14 protein-coding genes and 1 pseudogene are annotated in these 14,638 nt (G+C 72.9%); 3 read left to right on the top strand and 12 right to left on the bottom strand.

Annotated elements, in window-relative coordinates; translation table 11 throughout:
• Positions 1–7: 7 nt before the first annotated feature.
• Positions 8–2,323 (bottom strand): phosphoribosylformylglycinamidine synthase subunit PurL, encoded by a 2,316-nt coding sequence (purL, locus tag ABZK10_RS03745; RefSeq protein ID WP_353807847.1) that lies wholly within the window; start codon positions 2,321–2,323, stop codon positions 8–10.
• Between the two features lie 271 nt (positions 2,324–2,594).
• Between purL and ABZK10_RS03740 the strand changes: the two genes are divergently transcribed.
• Positions 2,595–3,953, top strand: a complete 1,359-nt coding sequence (locus ABZK10_RS03740; protein ID WP_353807846.1) for a mechanosensitive ion channel family protein — start codon at positions 2,595–2,597, stop codon at positions 3,951–3,953.
• 112 nt (positions 3,954–4,065) lie between these two features.
• Here the strand turns inward: ABZK10_RS03740 and ABZK10_RS03735 are convergent, their stop codons facing one another.
• Complete coding sequence (locus ABZK10_RS03735; RefSeq protein WP_353807845.1) at positions 4,066–4,527, bottom strand: DUF3817 domain-containing protein; 462 nt, start codon at positions 4,525–4,527, stop codon at positions 4,066–4,068.
• Positions 4,528–4,728: 201 nt separating this feature from the next.
• On the opposite strand from ABZK10_RS03735, the gene ABZK10_RS03730 reads away from it, so the two are divergent.
• A complete protein-coding gene (locus ABZK10_RS03730; RefSeq protein WP_353807844.1) occupies positions 4,729–6,045 on the top strand; it encodes a mechanosensitive ion channel family protein in 1,317 nt (438 codons plus the stop codon).
• A gap of 24 nt (positions 6,046–6,069) precedes the next feature.
• On the opposite strand, the gene ABZK10_RS03725 is transcribed toward ABZK10_RS03730, so the two are convergent.
• The 3 genes from ABZK10_RS03725 to ABZK10_RS03715 all read right to left on the bottom strand — a co-directional run bounded on the left by ABZK10_RS03725 (position 6,070) and on the right by ABZK10_RS03715 (position 8,024).
• Positions 6,070–6,402, bottom strand: coding sequence for an SHOCT domain-containing protein (locus tag ABZK10_RS03725; protein ID WP_353807843.1), 333 nt, complete (start codon positions 6,400–6,402; stop codon positions 6,070–6,072).
• Between the two features lie 77 nt (positions 6,403–6,479).
• The gene (locus ABZK10_RS03720; RefSeq protein ID WP_353807842.1) at positions 6,480–6,902 is read right to left on the bottom strand and encodes a DUF6325 family protein; all 423 of its coding nucleotides are present in this window, start codon (positions 6,900–6,902) and stop codon (positions 6,480–6,482) included.
• A gap of 168 nt (positions 6,903–7,070) precedes the next feature.
• Positions 7,071–8,024, bottom strand: a complete 954-nt coding sequence (locus ABZK10_RS03715) for a DUF389 domain-containing protein (RefSeq protein WP_353807841.1) — start codon at positions 8,022–8,024, stop codon at positions 7,071–7,073.
• Between the two features lie 185 nt (positions 8,025–8,209).
• On the opposite strand from ABZK10_RS03715, the gene ABZK10_RS03710 reads away from it, so the two are divergent.
• Positions 8,210–8,734, top strand: a complete 525-nt coding sequence (locus ABZK10_RS03710) for an adenine phosphoribosyltransferase (RefSeq protein WP_353807840.1) — start codon at positions 8,210–8,212, stop codon at positions 8,732–8,734.
• Between the two features lie 20 nt (positions 8,735–8,754).
• Here ABZK10_RS03710 and ABZK10_RS03705 read toward each other — a convergent pair whose 3' ends face one another.
• From ABZK10_RS03705 to ABZK10_RS03675, 7 genes and pseudogenes are all read right to left on the bottom strand, one after another.
• Positions 8,755–9,429, bottom strand: coding sequence for an SDR family NAD(P)-dependent oxidoreductase (locus tag ABZK10_RS03705; RefSeq protein WP_353807839.1), 675 nt, complete (start codon positions 9,427–9,429; stop codon positions 8,755–8,757).
• Between the two features lie 78 nt (positions 9,430–9,507).
• Positions 9,508–10,047, bottom strand: a complete 540-nt coding sequence (locus tag ABZK10_RS03700) for a YaeQ family protein (RefSeq protein ID WP_353807838.1) — start codon at positions 10,045–10,047, stop codon at positions 9,508–9,510.
• Positions 10,048–10,058: 11 nt separating this feature from the next.
• A complete protein-coding gene (locus ABZK10_RS03695; protein WP_353807837.1) occupies positions 10,059–11,456 on the bottom strand; it encodes a DUF2254 domain-containing protein in 1,398 nt (465 codons plus the stop codon).
• Between the two features lie 50 nt (positions 11,457–11,506).
• Positions 11,507–12,205 (bottom strand): phosphoribosylformylglycinamidine synthase subunit PurQ, encoded by a 699-nt coding sequence (gene purQ, locus ABZK10_RS03690; RefSeq protein ID WP_353807836.1) that lies wholly within the window; start codon positions 12,203–12,205, stop codon positions 11,507–11,509.
• 164 nt (positions 12,206–12,369) lie between these two features.
• Positions 12,370–12,603, bottom strand: a pseudogene (purS, locus tag ABZK10_RS03685) (phosphoribosylformylglycinamidine synthase subunit PurS); the annotation flags it as partial.
• A gap of 56 nt (positions 12,604–12,659) precedes the next feature.
• Entirely contained in the window at positions 12,660–13,199 is a 540-nt protein-coding gene (locus ABZK10_RS03680; protein WP_353807835.1) for a hypothetical protein, read from the bottom strand.
• A gap of 157 nt (positions 13,200–13,356) precedes the next feature.
• The gene (locus tag ABZK10_RS03675) at positions 13,357–14,625 is read right to left on the bottom strand and encodes a kynureninase (protein WP_436408482.1); all 1,269 of its coding nucleotides are present in this window, start codon (positions 14,623–14,625) and stop codon (positions 13,357–13,359) included.
• Positions 14,626–14,638: the final 13 nt, after the last annotated feature.

The raw sequence follows: 14,638 nt of genomic DNA, 5'->3' as shown, positions 1-14,638 counted from the left end.
CATCGCCTCAGTACCCGACGACCGGGCCGAACGCATCTGACAGCGGCGCGCGGTGCGTGCCGCGCAGGTCGTCGATCGACACGGTGAACGCGTCCTGCACCTCGAGCGAGCCGGAGGCGGCATCCGTCACGCCGATGCGGGCGACCGGGTAGTCGCGGCCCTCGCACAGCCCGCGGAACTTCACGTCGTCCTCCCGCGGCACGGTCACGATCACGCGGCCCTGCGACTCCGAGAAGAGGGCGGATGCCACGTCGACGCCGTCGCGGTCGAGCACCTCGCCGAGCACCACGCGGGCGCCGACGCCGAAGCGCAGCACGCCCTCCGCGAGCGCGGCCGCGAGGCCGCCGTCGGAGAGGTCGTGCGCCGAATCGATGAGGCCCTCGAGCGAGGCTGCGCGCAGCAGCTCCGCGAGGCGCTGCTCGCCGGCCAGGTCGACCACGGGCGGCACGCCGCCGAGGTGGTCGTGCACGACGCCGGCCCAGGCCGAGCCGTCGAGCTCCTCGCGCGTGATGCCGAGCAGGTAGATGTTGTGGCCGTCGTCCTGCCAGCCCGACGGGATGCGACGGGCGACGTCGTCGATCACGCCGAGCACGGCGACGACCGGCGTCGGGTGGATCGGCACGTCGCCGGTCTGGTTGTAGAACGAGACGTTGCCGCCGGTGACGGGGATGGCCAGCTCGAGGCATCCGTCGGCCAGTCCCTCGACCGCCTTCGAGAACTGCCACATGACCTCGGGGTTCTCGGGCGAGCCGAAGTTCAGGCAGTCGGAGACGGCCGCGGGCACGGCGCCGGTCGCGGCGACGTTGCGGTACGCCTCGGCGAGGGCGAGCTGTGCGCCCGCGTACGGGTCGAGCTGGCAGTAGCGGCCGTTGGCGTCGGTCGCGACCGAGACGCCGAGGCCCGACTCCTCGTCGACGCGGATCATGCCGGCGTCGTCGGGGGAGGCCAGCGCGGTGTTGCCGAGCACGTAGTGGTCGTACTGGCTGGTCACCCACGATGCGTCGGCGAGGTTCGGCGAGCCGAGCAGCTGCAGGAACTGGGCGCGCAGCTCGTCGGGCGTGGTCGGCCGGGGCAGCGCGGTCGCCGAATCGGCGTTCAGCTTCTTCAGCCACTTGGGCTTGCGCACCGGACGGTCGTAGACCGGGCCGTCGACGGCGACCGTGCGGGGGTCGACGTTCACGATCTCCTCGCCGCGCCAGGTGATCGACAGGCGCCCGGTGTCGGTCACCTCGCCGAGTACGCTGGTCTCGACGTCCCACTTGCCGACGACCTCGAGGAAGCCCTCGAGCTTCTCGGGGCGCACGATGGCCATCATGCGCTCCTGGCTCTCGGACATGAGGATCTCCTCGGCCGTGAGCGTCGGGTCGCGCAGCAGCACCTCGTCGAGCACGATCGACATGCCGCCGTCGCCGTTGGAGGCGAGCTCCGAGGTGGCGCACGAGATTCCGGCCGCGCCGAGGTCCTGGATGCCCTCGACCAGGTCGCCCGCGAACAGCTCGAGGCAGCACTCGATGAGCACCTTCTCGGCGAACGGGTCGCCCACCTGCACCGCGGGGCGCTTGGTCGGGCCGCCCTCGGCGAAGGTGTCGGATGCGAGGATCGACGCGCCGCCGATGCCGTCGCCGCCCGTGCGGGCGCCGAACAGCACGACCTTGTTGCCCGCGCCCTTGGCGTTGGCCAGGTGCAGGTCCTCGTGGCGGAGCACGCCGACCGCGAGCGCGTTGACGAGCGGGTTGGCCTGGTACACCGGGTCGAACCAGGTCTCACCGCCGATGTTCGGCAGGCCGAGGCAGTTGCCGTAGAACGAGATGCCGCTCACCACGCCGTGCACGACGCGGGCGGTGTCGGGGTCGTCGATCTTTCCGAAGCGCAGCGCGTCCATCACGGCGACCGGGCGCGCGCCCATCGAGATGATGTCGCGCACGATGCCGCCGACGCCGGTCGCGGCGCCCTGGAACGGCTCGATGTAGCTCGGGTGGTTGTGCGACTCGATCTTGAACGTGACCGCCCAGCCCTCGCCGATGTCGACGACGCCGGCGTTCTCGCCCATGCCGACCATGAGGTCCTTGCGCATCTCGTCGGTGACCTTCTGGCCGAACTGGCGCAGGTACTTCTTCGACGACTTGTACGAGCAGTGCTCGCTCCACATCACGGAGTACATCGCGAGCTCACCCGAGGTGGGGCGCCGACCGAGGATCTCGCGGATCTGGTCGTACTCGTCGGGCTTCAGCCCGAGCGCCGCGTAGGGCTGCTCCTTGTCGGGAGTGGCGGCAGCGTGCTCGACGGTGTCGAGGGTGGCCGTGGTGGAGACGGTATCGGTCACGTGGGAGACTCCCGGAACGAGCGGATGCCGGTGGCGGATGCCGCGCCGGACGCTGACGCGTCGATCCTACCGCCGCCCACCCCGAAGCCCGTTGCCGGGCGCCTCACGGCCCGCTCACAATCGGCGTGCAGCGGGCGTTCAGCGGCTCGTCGTAGCGTGGGCACCAGCATGGCGGCGGTGGCCCATCGGCCCCGCCGTTCGTCGTGTCCGCAGGGTGCGGGCGCGGGCGTCCGCAGGATGCGGGCCGGAGCCGACCGGAGGAGGAGGCGACATGGAGTGGTTCGAGGCGGTGTTCGCCGAGTTCGCGTGGCGATCCTGGTACGGACTCGTCATCGCCGTGGCGATCGCGATCGGTGCGAGCTTCCTGTTCAACCAGCTCGTGCGCGCGGTCATCCGCGTCGTCGCGAACCGCGACGACTGGCCCGCGATGCTCGCCCGGCGCCTCGACCGGCCGCTGCAGGTCACCGTGTTCCTCGTCGGCGGGTTCGTCGCGCTGGCCGTGACCATGCCCGAGCGCGAGTGGCGCGCGGCCGCCGAGCACGGCCTGAAGATCGCGCTCATCGCGAGCGTCGCCTGGCTGCTCGGCTCGCTCGTCATGTTCGCCGCCGACCTGTCGACCGCGCGCTACCCGCGCGACATGGACAACCGCCACGTGCGCCGCCTGCACACGCAGCTCCAGGTGTTCCAGCGCGTCGCGATCGTGATCATCGCGGTGGTCGCCGTCGGCGCCATCCTGCTCACCTTCCCCGACGTGCAGACCATCGGCGCCTCGATGCTCGCGTCGGCGGGCCTGGCCTCGATCGTCGCCGGCCTCGCGCTGCAGTCGGTGCTCGCGAACCTGTTCGCGGGCATGCAGCTCGCCGTGACGGGCGCGATCCACGTCGACGACATCGTCGTGGTCGAGGACGAGTGGGGCCGCATCAAGCGCATCACCCTGAGCTACGTCGTCGTCGAGGTGTGGGACTCGCGCACGCTCGTGCTGCCCTGCACCTACTTCACCACCCAGCCGTTCGAGAACTGGACCAAGGAGGGCAACGAGCTGCTCGGCACGGTCGACTTCGATCTCGACTGGCGCGTGTCCACCACCCGCATGCGCGAGCGCCTCGAGCAGATCACCGCGCACTCCGACCTCTGGGACGGCCGCACCGCCATTCTCCAGGTGCTCGACGCGGTCGGCGGGTACGTCCGCATCCGCTGCGTCATCAGCGCCGAGGACGCCGCGAAGCTCTACGACCTGCGCTGCCTCGTGCGCGAGAAGCTCGTGCTCTGGGTGCAGGCCGAGAACGCCGCCGCCCTGCCCGTGCAGCGCTTCGAGTACGTCGACCCCGAGGCCCCCGCGCCGCTCGTGCTCACCGAGCCGATCGCGATGGTCGACAAGGCGGTGGATGCCGCCGAGGGGATGTTCTCCGGCAGCCCCGAAGCCGAGGAGCGGGCGGCCCTCTTCACGCAGACGCTCGACGTCGATGCGGTCGAGCGCGAGCTGGCCCACGAGCTCGGGTACTCGGGCGTCGATCGCGAGCGCGAGCTGGTCGCGTCGACCGGGGCGATCCACCGCATCGCGGGGCGCGGCGGCGAGGGCGCCGACTTCGGGTCCGCCGACGGCGGCTCCGGCGGCGACGGCGGTCGCTGACGCGAGTGGCCGCAGGGGTGAGCGGATGCCCGGCTGGCGCGAGCGGCCGTGCGCAGCCGAGCGGATGCCCCGCTGGCGCGCAGCGCGTCCGGGCGCGGGCTGAAGCCGACCGCTAGGAGCGGCCCCCGGGCGGGCCGATCACGAGCAGCGCGCTGAACACCACCGCGACGCCGACGACGCCCAGCACCACGGTCACGACCGGGCGCGCGAGCGCGAGGCGCAGCATCCGCTCGACCCATCGCTGGTCGCGCGGGTCGTCGCCGGCCTCGCGTCGCCAGTCGCCGTCGAGCCGGCCCGTGCGGTCGGCCCACACGTCGAACGGGATCGTCGCGTACGGCACCACGGCCGACACGAGCCCGATGAGCGTCACGCCGGCGTGCCAGCGCTGGTTGACGGCGACCACCACGACGGCGACCGCGTAGGCGAGGAACACGAAGCCGTGCAGCCCGCCGCCGACCGAGATGCCGAGACGGGTGCCGTCGAAGCCGTAGGCGATGACCATGCCGGCGATCAGCAGGGTCCAGGTGATCGCCTCGGCGATCGCGAGCGTGCGGAAGAGGATGCGCGGGGACACGGTGCTCCAGGGGTCGGGGTCCCTCCATCCTCGCAGCCCGCGCCCCGTGGCCGAGACCCGTCAGAAAGCTGCGTTCCGGAGGCCCAGAACGCAGGAAATCGACGGGTCTCGACGACGGGCGGCGCCCACAGGGGGATTCGGGGCCCGGCGCGGGGTTCCCTAGGCTGGGACGGCACCCGACGCACCCGACGGAAGGACCGCATGGACGACCTCACCGAAACGGACGAGTTCACCACCCTGGCCGAACTCGATGGATGGACGCACCTCTGGGCGTTCCTCATCGCCCTCGGCATCTCGCTGCTCTTCGGCGTCATCGTGATCGTGATCGCACGGGTGATCCTCGCGCTGATCCGCCGCAAGAAGGACTGGCCGGAGGCGCTGCGCAAGCGGGCCGAGTGGCCGTTCCGCGTCACCATCCTGCTGATGTCGCTCATCGTCGCGTTCGTGTTCTTCCCGATCGACGAGTGGGTCTCCGAGATCATCCACTGGCTCGGCATCGGGCTCATCGCGTCGGGCGCCTGGCTCGCCTGCCAGATCTTCCTGTTCATGGTCGACACGGGCGTGAAGCGCTACCGCATCCAGGAGACCGACACGGTGCAGGCCGCCCGCATCCGCACCCAGCTGCAGATCGTGCGTCGCCTCGTGGTGGCCGTGATCGTGGTCGTCGCGGTCGGCTCGATCCTCGTGACGTTCCCGTCGGTGCGCGCGGTCGGCGCGAGCGTGCTCGCCTCCGCCGGCATCGCGTCCATCGTTGCCGGCCTCGCCGCGCAGACCGTGCTCGGCAACGTGTTCGCGGGCGTGCAGCTCGCCTTCAGCGACGCGATCCGCGTGGGCGACGTCGTCGTGGTCGAGGGCGAGTGGGGCCGCATCAACCAGATCACGCTGAGCTACGTGGTCGTCGACATCTGGGACCAGCGCTCCCTCGTGCTGCCCTGCACGTACTTCACGAGCCAGCCGTTCGAGAACTGGACGAAGACGGGCAAGGCCCTGCTCGGCACGGTCGAGTTCGACCTCGACTGGCGCGTCTCGACGACGGGCATGCGGAAGCAGCTCGACGAGGTGCTCGCCGAGACCGACCTCTGGGACGGCGTCGCCTCCGGCATCCAGGTGACGGATGCCACGGGTGGCTACATGCGCGTGCGCGTGCTCGTCAGCGCCGAGGACTCGGCCAAGATGTGGGACCTCCGCTGCCTCATCCGCGAGGAGCTCTCGGAGTGGATGCGCGACGAGGACCGCGACGCCCTGCCGCTGCAGCGCGTGCTGGTCGGCAACACGGATGCCGTCGAAGCCGGCGATGCCCCCGCGGAGCGTGCGCAGCGGGTGCCGCAGGACCGCACCGGGCTCTTCACGGGAACGCCCGAGGCGCAGGCGCGCGCCGAGGCGTTCACCTCGAAGATCGAGATCGTCGACCCCGAGCGGGTGCGCGTCATCGACCCGGATGCCCCGAAGGGCGGCGACCCGACCGGCTCGGAGCATCGCGACGGCGACGCCGACGGGGAGGGCGAGGGCTCGCGCTGAGCCCCGCCCTGCGGCCCGACGGGCTCAGCCGAGCAGCTTCGCCTTCGCGGCCGCGAACTCCGCGTCGCTGAGGATGCCGGCGGCCTTCATGTTCGCGAGCTTCTCGAGCTCGGCCATGAGGTCGCCGCCTCCGCCGGCGGGCGCGGCGGGTGCCGCGGGCGCGGCCTGCTGCGCCTGCAGTGCGTTCAGCTGCGCCTGCATCTCGGCGACCTGCGCCTGCGACTGCTGCTGCTGTTGGGCCGCCATCTGCTTCTCGGCCGCCTGCTGCTGCTGCGCGTTCCACCGGTTCGCCTGCCGGTGCTGCACGCCGCCGGCGACGGCGCTCGCCGTGCCCGCGACGACGGCCGTGCGCGCCATGGTCCCGATCAGTCCGGGACGTCCGATCCTGCCTCGCATGGTCTTCCCCCTGCTCTCCTGTCCGCCGCGGCGGACGCTCAGCCCTCGTCGGGCACGGTCGCGAGGATCTCGTCGACGACGGGACCCGGGATGCGCACGGTGTCGACGAGCGACCCGCCCGCGGCGGTGATCGCGTCGCGCAGCGGCTTCACCCAGACGTGCTCGAAGGCGAGGATCGCGGCGGCGGTGCCGGGCGCGATGCCCGCGGTGAGCGTCTCGACGTCCTCGTCGGAGACGAGCCCCTCGACGCGGTCGATCACGCCCGCGAGCGCGCTCACGTCGTCGTCGGCCTCGGCGATCTCGAGCAGGTCGATGGTGCCGTCCTCGTCCTTCCGGGCGACGAGCCCGTCGACGATGCTGATGGTGCCCGCGGCGACCAGCCGCTCGAGCTCGGGGAGTATCGCGCCGGTGAACTCCCCCGTGAACTCGATGACGACGATCTCGATCGGCCCTGAACCCATGACGTCCCCCTCGGTGTCGATGCCCCGCTGCCGAGCCTATTGAGGGGCGGGGGTGCGGGCAAGGGGCGAACGGCCCGGTGCCGGCGGCGGTCGCGGCGGGGTGCGGGCAGCGGGCGCCGGGCGACGGATGCCTCGCGGCGACGTGCAGCGCCGGCCCGGGGCATCCGCTCAGTCGTCGAAGTCGACCGAGGTGCCCTCGACGAGGCGCACGTCGATGTGCGAGGTGTCGATGCCGGCGTCGTCGAACGCCTCCTGCAGGTCGTCGGTGTCGGGTGCGGGCGACGGGCCCTCGACCTGCGCGACGAGCGTGTCGTTGTGCCAGGTGACCGACGTGACGATCCAGCCGGACGGGTGCGCCCACTGCTGCAGCTCGTGCTGCACCTGGCTGGCGAGCAGGTTGTCCTGCAGCTTCACGAGCCCCGACAGGGTGAGGATCACGAGGATGGCGGCGCCCATGGTCGAGAGCACGATGATCGTGCTGCGGCGGCTGCGCGAGCGCACCGCGTCGACGCGCCGGTTCTCGCCGACGCGGCTGCGGCCGTAGATCGACATGACGAGCATGCCCGTGCCGATCATGGCCGACACGTTGGTGAGGAAGAGCACGAACGAGCCGAACGCGTCGTTCCACGACGCCGACTCGAGCGTGACCCCGACGACCGACAGCGGCGGCACGAGCGAGATGGCGATCGCCACGCCCGGCAGCGTGTCGGAGATGTCGCGGCGCACCAGCGCGATCGACCCGACGGCGCCGGTCGCGAGCGCGGCGAGCAGGTCGACCAGCCCGGGCGATGACCGTGCCGCGACCTGCGCGTTGTTGGTCGCGTCGATGTCGTAGACCATCACCAGCCCGAGCAGGTACCCGATGCCGACCGCGACGATCCCCCCGCCGACGAGCAGCAGCATGGAGCGCCGCAGGTTCAGCCGGTCGCCGAGCACGCTCGCGAGCATGACCCCCTGGATGGGCAGCATGAGCGGGGCGACGATCATCGCACCGATCACGGTCGCGGTCGAGTCCGCGACGATGCCCGCGGCCGAGATGACCGACGACAGCACGAGCAGGATCCAGTACCGGCTGACCTTGCGCTGCCGCTCGGGCCCGGAGAAGAAGACGGCGTCGCGCATCTCGCCGAGCTCGTTCAGCTCGGACCGCGTTCGTTCCCCAGACGCCATCGGATGCCCCCAATGGCCCCGATGCTACTGCGGCGCGCGCCGCGGAGGCCAGCGTGCCGGGCGCCCGACCGGGCGGGTTCCGCCCGCCGCCCCACCGGCTCGGCCCGCAGTGCGGACCGCGCCGCTAGCCTGTGCGCATGGACGACATCCGTGCACGCCTCGAGTCCCGCATCGCCCTCGTGCCCGACTTCCCGCAGCCCGGCATCATGTTCCGCGACCTCACGCCGGTGTTCGCCGACGCCGACCTGTTCCGCGGCATGGTCGACGCGCTCGTCGCACCGTTCGCGGGCAGCTACGACGTGTTCGCGGGCATCGAGGCGCGCGGGTTCCTGCTCGCGGGCGCCGCGTCGATGCGCACGGATGCGGGTGTGCTGGCCGTGCGCAAGGCCGGCAAGCTGCCCCGGGCGACCATCGCCGAGTCGTACGCGCTGGAGTACGGCGAGGCCCGGCTCGAGGTGCACGCCGACGACCTGCCGCCGGGCACGCGCGTGCTGGTGCTGGACGACGTGCTCGCGACCGGCGGCACCGCGGCGGCGACCTGCACGCTCGTCGAGCGCGCCGGCTGGGAGGTCGCGGGCGTGGCGGTCGTGCTCGAGCTGGAGGTGCTCGGCGGCCGCGCAGCGCTGGAGGGACGTGAGGTCTTCAGCCTGCTGCAGGCCTAGCGGCGTCCGCCGCCGGCGCCCTACTCCCGGCCCTCTTCGAGCGGGATGAGCATGGTGCGGAACTCGCCCGGCGTCGCGTGGAGCTCCCAGATGCGGTCCGCCACGTCGTCGATGCCGTTCGGCAGCCGGAGCTTCGGGATCGCGCCGGGGATCACCAGCTGCACCACGCGCACGCCCTCGTCGGCGAGCGCGTCGTGCAGCATCTCGCCGTAGGCGCTCTCGGCGGGGAACGCGACCGACGTGCCCGAGAAGCCGGGACGTGCCTTGACCGAGGTGCCGCCGTTGATGAGGATGATCGTTCCGTCGCCCGCTTCGCGCATGGCGGGCAGCACGGCGCGCGCGGCGGCGATGAGGCCGAGGGCCGAGAAGCTGAGAGCCTCGAGGGCGAGCTCGGGCGTGAGGTCGAGCACCGGCTCGAGGTAGCTGCGCGACGGCAGCGGGCTGTACTGCAGGGCGCTGACGGGGCCGAGCTCGTCGGCGGCCCGCGCGAGTGCGGCGGTGAGCTGGTCGGGCTCGCGCACGTCGGCGGCGTAGCCGCGGGCCGTCACCCCGGCGTCGCCGAGCTCGGCGGCGAGCGCGTCGAGCTTCGCCTGGTCGCGCGAGATCAGCGCGACCTGGAACCCCTCGCGTCCGAACCTGCGGGCGACGGCGGCGCCGAGCCCCGGCCCGGCTCCGACGATGGCGATGGTGGGCATCTGCGACCTCCTCGTGGGCGTGGACCGTCCCGACGATACCCGCCGTCGGGCGAGCGCGCGCAGACCCGGGGCCGGACCTCAGGCGACCGGCTGCTCGTGCACATCGGTCTCGAGCGTCGTGCCGTTCAGGTCGAGGTAGAGGCGTCGCTCGGTGACCGAGACGGTGAGCTCGTTGCGGCGCTCGAGGTGCGCGGTGGCCGCGTCGAGGAACCCGGGGTCGAACGAGTACAGCGCGAGCTCGTCGGCGCGGTGGATGCGCTTGCCCGCCCACTGTGCGGCGACCTTCGCGGGGTCGCGGTGGGTGTAGACGACCGTGCGCGCGGCCTGGCGGCTGCCGGCGTGCAGGCGCTCGGCGTCGGGGGCGCCGACCTCGATCCAGGCGGTGAGCGCCCCGGTCGCGTCGCGCGCGAGCACTGCCGGCAGGTCGACGGCCGAGACGCCGTCGCTGAACGCGATGCCCTCGACGTACTCGAGGCAGTAGGCGAGCACGCGCGTGAGCATGAACGCGTCGGTCTCCGAGGGGTGGCGGGCGACGCGCAGCGAGAGCTCCTCGTAGACGCCGCGGTCGACGTCGGCGAGGTGCACGGTGAAGGTGTGGATCGTCGCGCCGGTGGCCATGGACGACGAGCCTACGCGTCCGCCGGTGCGGGGGAGGACAGGGCCTCGTCGATCGCCCGGCGGGCCCGTGCGAAGCCCTCGCGCTCGACCGCGTCGTAGTCCTCGGCGTCGACGGATGCCGCGAGCCGGTCGGCCTGCGCACGCACCGCCTCCCCGTCGGCGCCCGGGCCGGTGTGCAGGGCGACATCGTGCAGCAGCTGGAACAGGCGCGCGGCGACGACCGGGTCGCTCGCACCGTACCGGCGAGGCTGCTGCACGGCGACCTCGAGCAGGTCGGCGAAGTCGTGCGAGCCCTGGACCACGCGGGCCACGCCGTCGTCGTCGGTGAGCGCTTCGGGCTCGGGGTCGAGCGAAGCGATGCGGCAGAGCAGCGCGGAGGTGTGGCTGAGCGCGTGCACCGCGGTGGTCGGGTCGTTCACGCCCGGTGAGAGGGCGCGCACCGCGATGTCGGTCAGCTGTCGGAGTCCGAACCCGACGTCCTGCGCCGCGGTGCGCTCGTAGCCGGTCGAGTGCGCATCGGTGACGGCGTCGGCGATCTCGGACGGGTCGCGCTCGGGGGCATCCGCTCGCCCCTCGCCCGCGGGGCCGCCGCCGGCGCGCGGCCACCAGTCGGCCAGCGGCGTGCCCGCGATGACGCTCGAGCCGATCGCGCGCCGCTCGAGGATGACGATGTCGTACGTCGCCGCCGTCTCGAGCAGCGCGTGCCGGTCGATGCCGGTGAGGAAGCCCGACCGGCGGGCCGCCACCGTGTGCGCCGAATCGGGACGCTCCGGCGCACGGTCGACGCCGTCGAGCGCCGTCTCGGCGACCAGCTCGATGGTGCGCGCCGTCTCGCGGTGCACGTCGCGCAGGATGGTCTCCACCCGCAGCTGGGCGGCGAGGTGCGCGAGGAAGAAGACCAGCACGACGACGCTCGCGAACGTGAGCAGGCTCGCCAGGGTCACCGCGATGCGCGGGATGAACGGGTCGCCGTCGGCGTCGTCGACCGTGCGCAGCACGGTGAGCGCGTAGGCGAAGGTCGCGAGGAAGAGCGCGAGGGTGCCGTGCACCATGCGGTCCTGCGCGAACAGGCGCAGCACGCGCGGCGACGCCTGGCTGCTCGCGAGCTGCAGTGCGACGACGGTCAGCGAGAAGGTGAGCGAGGTCGCGGTGATGAGCGAGCCCGCGATGGCCGAGAGCACCGCGCGGGCCGAGTCGGTGCCGCCGCCGAACAGCATCGACTCGAGGCCGGCCGGGAGCTGCGCGTCGACCTGGCGGTCGATCACCGGGATCGCGAGGCCCGCGATGACCGCCGCGACGACGGCGACGGTGGGCACCGGCCAGAGCCTGGTGCCGAACGCGTCCGCGAACGCGGCCCACCTGCGGAGCATGCGCCCCCTGCCGGCATCCGTTCGGCTCGCTGCGACCACGGCACCCCCTCGTGTCGGTGGTGCCGATGCTACCTGCAGGCCGGGCCGGATCAGATGCGGGTGAGCGCGCGTGCGATGACGCTGGAGAAGAAGCGCAGCCCGTCGATGCCCGAGCGCATGGCGTCGGGGGTGTCTGGGCCGAAGCCCGGCTCGACCGCGTGCTCGGGGTGCGGCATGAGGCCGACCACGTTGCCGCGGGCGTTGGTGACGCCGGCGATGTCGTTGAGCGAGCCGTTCGGGTTCACGCCCTGGTAGCGGAAGACCACGCGGCCCTCCTCCTCGAGGCGCTGCAGCGTGTCGGCGTCGGCGATGAACCCGCCCTCGCCGTTCTTCAGCGGAATGGTGATGCGCTCGCCGAGGTCGAACTCGCCGGTCCAGTCGGTGGCGGTCGTCTCGACCGACAGCACCTGGTCGCGGCAGACGAAGGTGCCGTGGTCGTTGCGGATCAGGCCGCCCTCGAGCAGGCGCGCCTCGGTGAGCATCTGGAAGCCGTTGCAGATGCCGAGCACGGGCATGCCGTGATTCGCGGCGTCGATGACCTCGGCCATGATCGGCGAGAGGCTCGCGATCGACCCGCACCGCAGGTAGTCGCCGTAGCTGAAGCCGCCGGGCAGCACCAGCGCGTCGACGTCCTCGAGGTCGTGCGACCCGTGCCAGAGCGCGACCGGCTCGGCGCCGGCCAGGCGCACCGCGCGCTGCGCGTCGCGGTCGTCGAGCGACCCGGGGAAGGTGATGACGCCGATGCGCATGGTCAGTGCGTCTCGCCCGCGGGAGCGTCGTAGCCCACGCCGTCGTGCGCCTCGGGCGCGGTCGCGGCGGCCTCGGCGACCTCCGCGTCGGTGAGCGACACGTCGACGGTCTCGCTGTCGGTGTCGTCGGCCGGCGGGGTGGTCACCTCGTCGTCGCCCCAGTGGATCGCGACGACGTCCTCGATGACGCCGTTGGAGAGGATGTCGGCCGCGATCTGCTCGATGTCGGCGCGCACGGCGTCGTCGACCGGGCCGTCCACGGTGAGTTCGAAGCGCTTGCCGATGCGCACGCCGGAGACCGCGTCGTGGCCCGTGCGGGACAGCGCGCCGGCGACGGCCTTCCCCTGGGGGTCGAGCAGCTCGGCCTTGGGCATCACGTCGACGACGATGGTGGGCACCGGGGTTCTCCGTCCGATGGGTGATGGGATGCCCCTGAAGTCTACCGGCGTGCGCGTCAGGAGTCGGTCCCGGTGCTCCCCTCGCTGCCGGGGCCGAAGTCGTCGCGGTCGCCGCGCTCGCCGGGGCCGCCCGGGAAGTCGCGGTCGCCGGGCCCGTTCACGTTGAACGCGGGGCGCGGGTCGAACACCCCGGCCGTCGCGAAGCCCGACGCGAAGCCGATGCCGAACAGCAGCACGGCGGCGACGGCCGCGGCCGTGACGAGGAACCAGAGGCGGCGGTACCACGGGGTGGCGGGCGCTGCCGGTGCGACCGCCGTCGTCGGTGCGGCGGGCGCGGAGCCCGGCGCCGCAGCGGTGTACGGCCGCGGCGCGGGCTGCGCGGCGGCGGGAGCGGCCGCAGCGGGGGCAGCGGCAGCGGGCTGCGGCACGGTGGGCGTCGCGTCCTCGGTCGAGGGGGCGGCGGATGCGGCCGGCGCGCCGGTCTCGGCGGCGGTCGCCTCGGGGGCATCCGCTGCCGTCGTCTCGGTGTGCTCGGCGGGCTCGGCGGGCGCGGCGTCGTCGCCGGCGGGCTCTGGGTCGGGTCGATCGTTCTGCATGCCGACATGGTGGGCCACGCCGCTATGGGGACCCTCGGGCGGGGCTATGGATTCGCCCAGACGTGCCGCACGGGCAGCGCGGCCGGCCTGCCGCCGGGCCTCGGGCCAGCCCTGCCACGGGGCCTCGGGCCAGCCCGGCCAGCCCAGCCTCCCGGCCTCAGGCCAGCCCGGCCTGGCGCGCGATGATGCCGCGCAGCGCGTCGCGCACCGCGGCCATGCCGTGGAACGTCTCCTCGAAGCTCGTCGACAGCGGCGACAGGCCGACGCGCAGCCCGCCCGGGTCGCGGTAGTCGGGCAGCACGTCGCGCTCCCAGAGCGTCGCGACCACCTCGCGCATGGCGGGGTGCGACAGCGTGACGTGCCCGCCCCGCTCGCCGGGGGCGCGGGGCGACGCCACCTCGACGCCGTGCGGCGCGAGCCACTCGTCGCTCAGCGCGATCGCGAACTCGGTCAGCGCGACCGACTTCGCGCGCACCGCGGGCATTCCGGCCTCGGCGATCATCTCGATCGTGTCCTGCATGGCGAGCATGCCGACGATCGGCGGGGTGCCGCTGATGAAGCGGCGCATGCCCGGGGCCGGCACGTACTCCGGACCCATCGCGAACACGTCGGCGGTGCCCATCCAGCCCTGGATCGGCTGCGCGAGCGCCGCCTGCAGGTCCTCGCGCACGTACGCGAACGCGGGGGAGCCCGGCCCGCCGTTCAGGTACTTGTACGTGCACCCGACGGCCAGGTCGAACCCGTGGGCGTCCGCCTCGACCGGCACCGACCCGGCCGAGTGGCAGAGGTCCCAGAGCACGAGCGCACCGGCGTCGTGCGCGATGCGGGTCAGCTCGGGGGCATCCGCCAGATGACCCGAACGGTAGGCGACCTGGCTCAGCACGACGAGGGCGGTCTCGGGGCCGACGGCGTCGCGCAGCTGGGTGGCGGTCACGCCCGAGTCGCGCGCGACCTCGATCCAGCGCAGGCGCGCGCCGCGCTCGCGGGCGATGCCCTCGAGCAGGTAGCGGTCGGTGGGGAAGTCGTCGCTGCCGACCACGATCTCGGTGCGACGCGGGTCGCGCGCGAGCTGCGCGTCGACCGCCGCCCGGGCGAGCTTGTACAACAGCACCGTCGTGGAGTCGCCGATGACGGTCTGCCCCGGGGCCGCGCCGATGACGTGCCGGCCGATGTCGTCGCCGATGCGGAACGGCAGCTCCATCCACTCCTCGTCCCACCCGCGGATGAGACGCTCGCCCCAGGCCTCGCGCAGGAAGCGCTCGACCCGCTCGATCGCCGACACCGGCGGGCGCCCGAGCGAGTTGCCGTCGAAGTAGACGAGCGGGGTGTCGGCGCCGTGGAAGCGCGCGCGGTGGTGGGCGAGGCCGTCGGCACGGTCCTGTCGGCGTGCCCAGGCGAGGTGGCGGTCGAGCGTCATGGCCTCCATTCTCGGTGACGCG

Source organism: Agromyces sp. SYSU T00194, from assembly GCF_040496035.1.
Taxonomy (GTDB): Bacteria; Actinomycetota; Actinomycetes; order Actinomycetales; family Microbacteriaceae; genus Agromyces; species Agromyces chitinivorans.
Note: the sequence above shows the minus strand (reverse complement) of the source record. Positions and strands in the feature narration are given on the sequence as shown.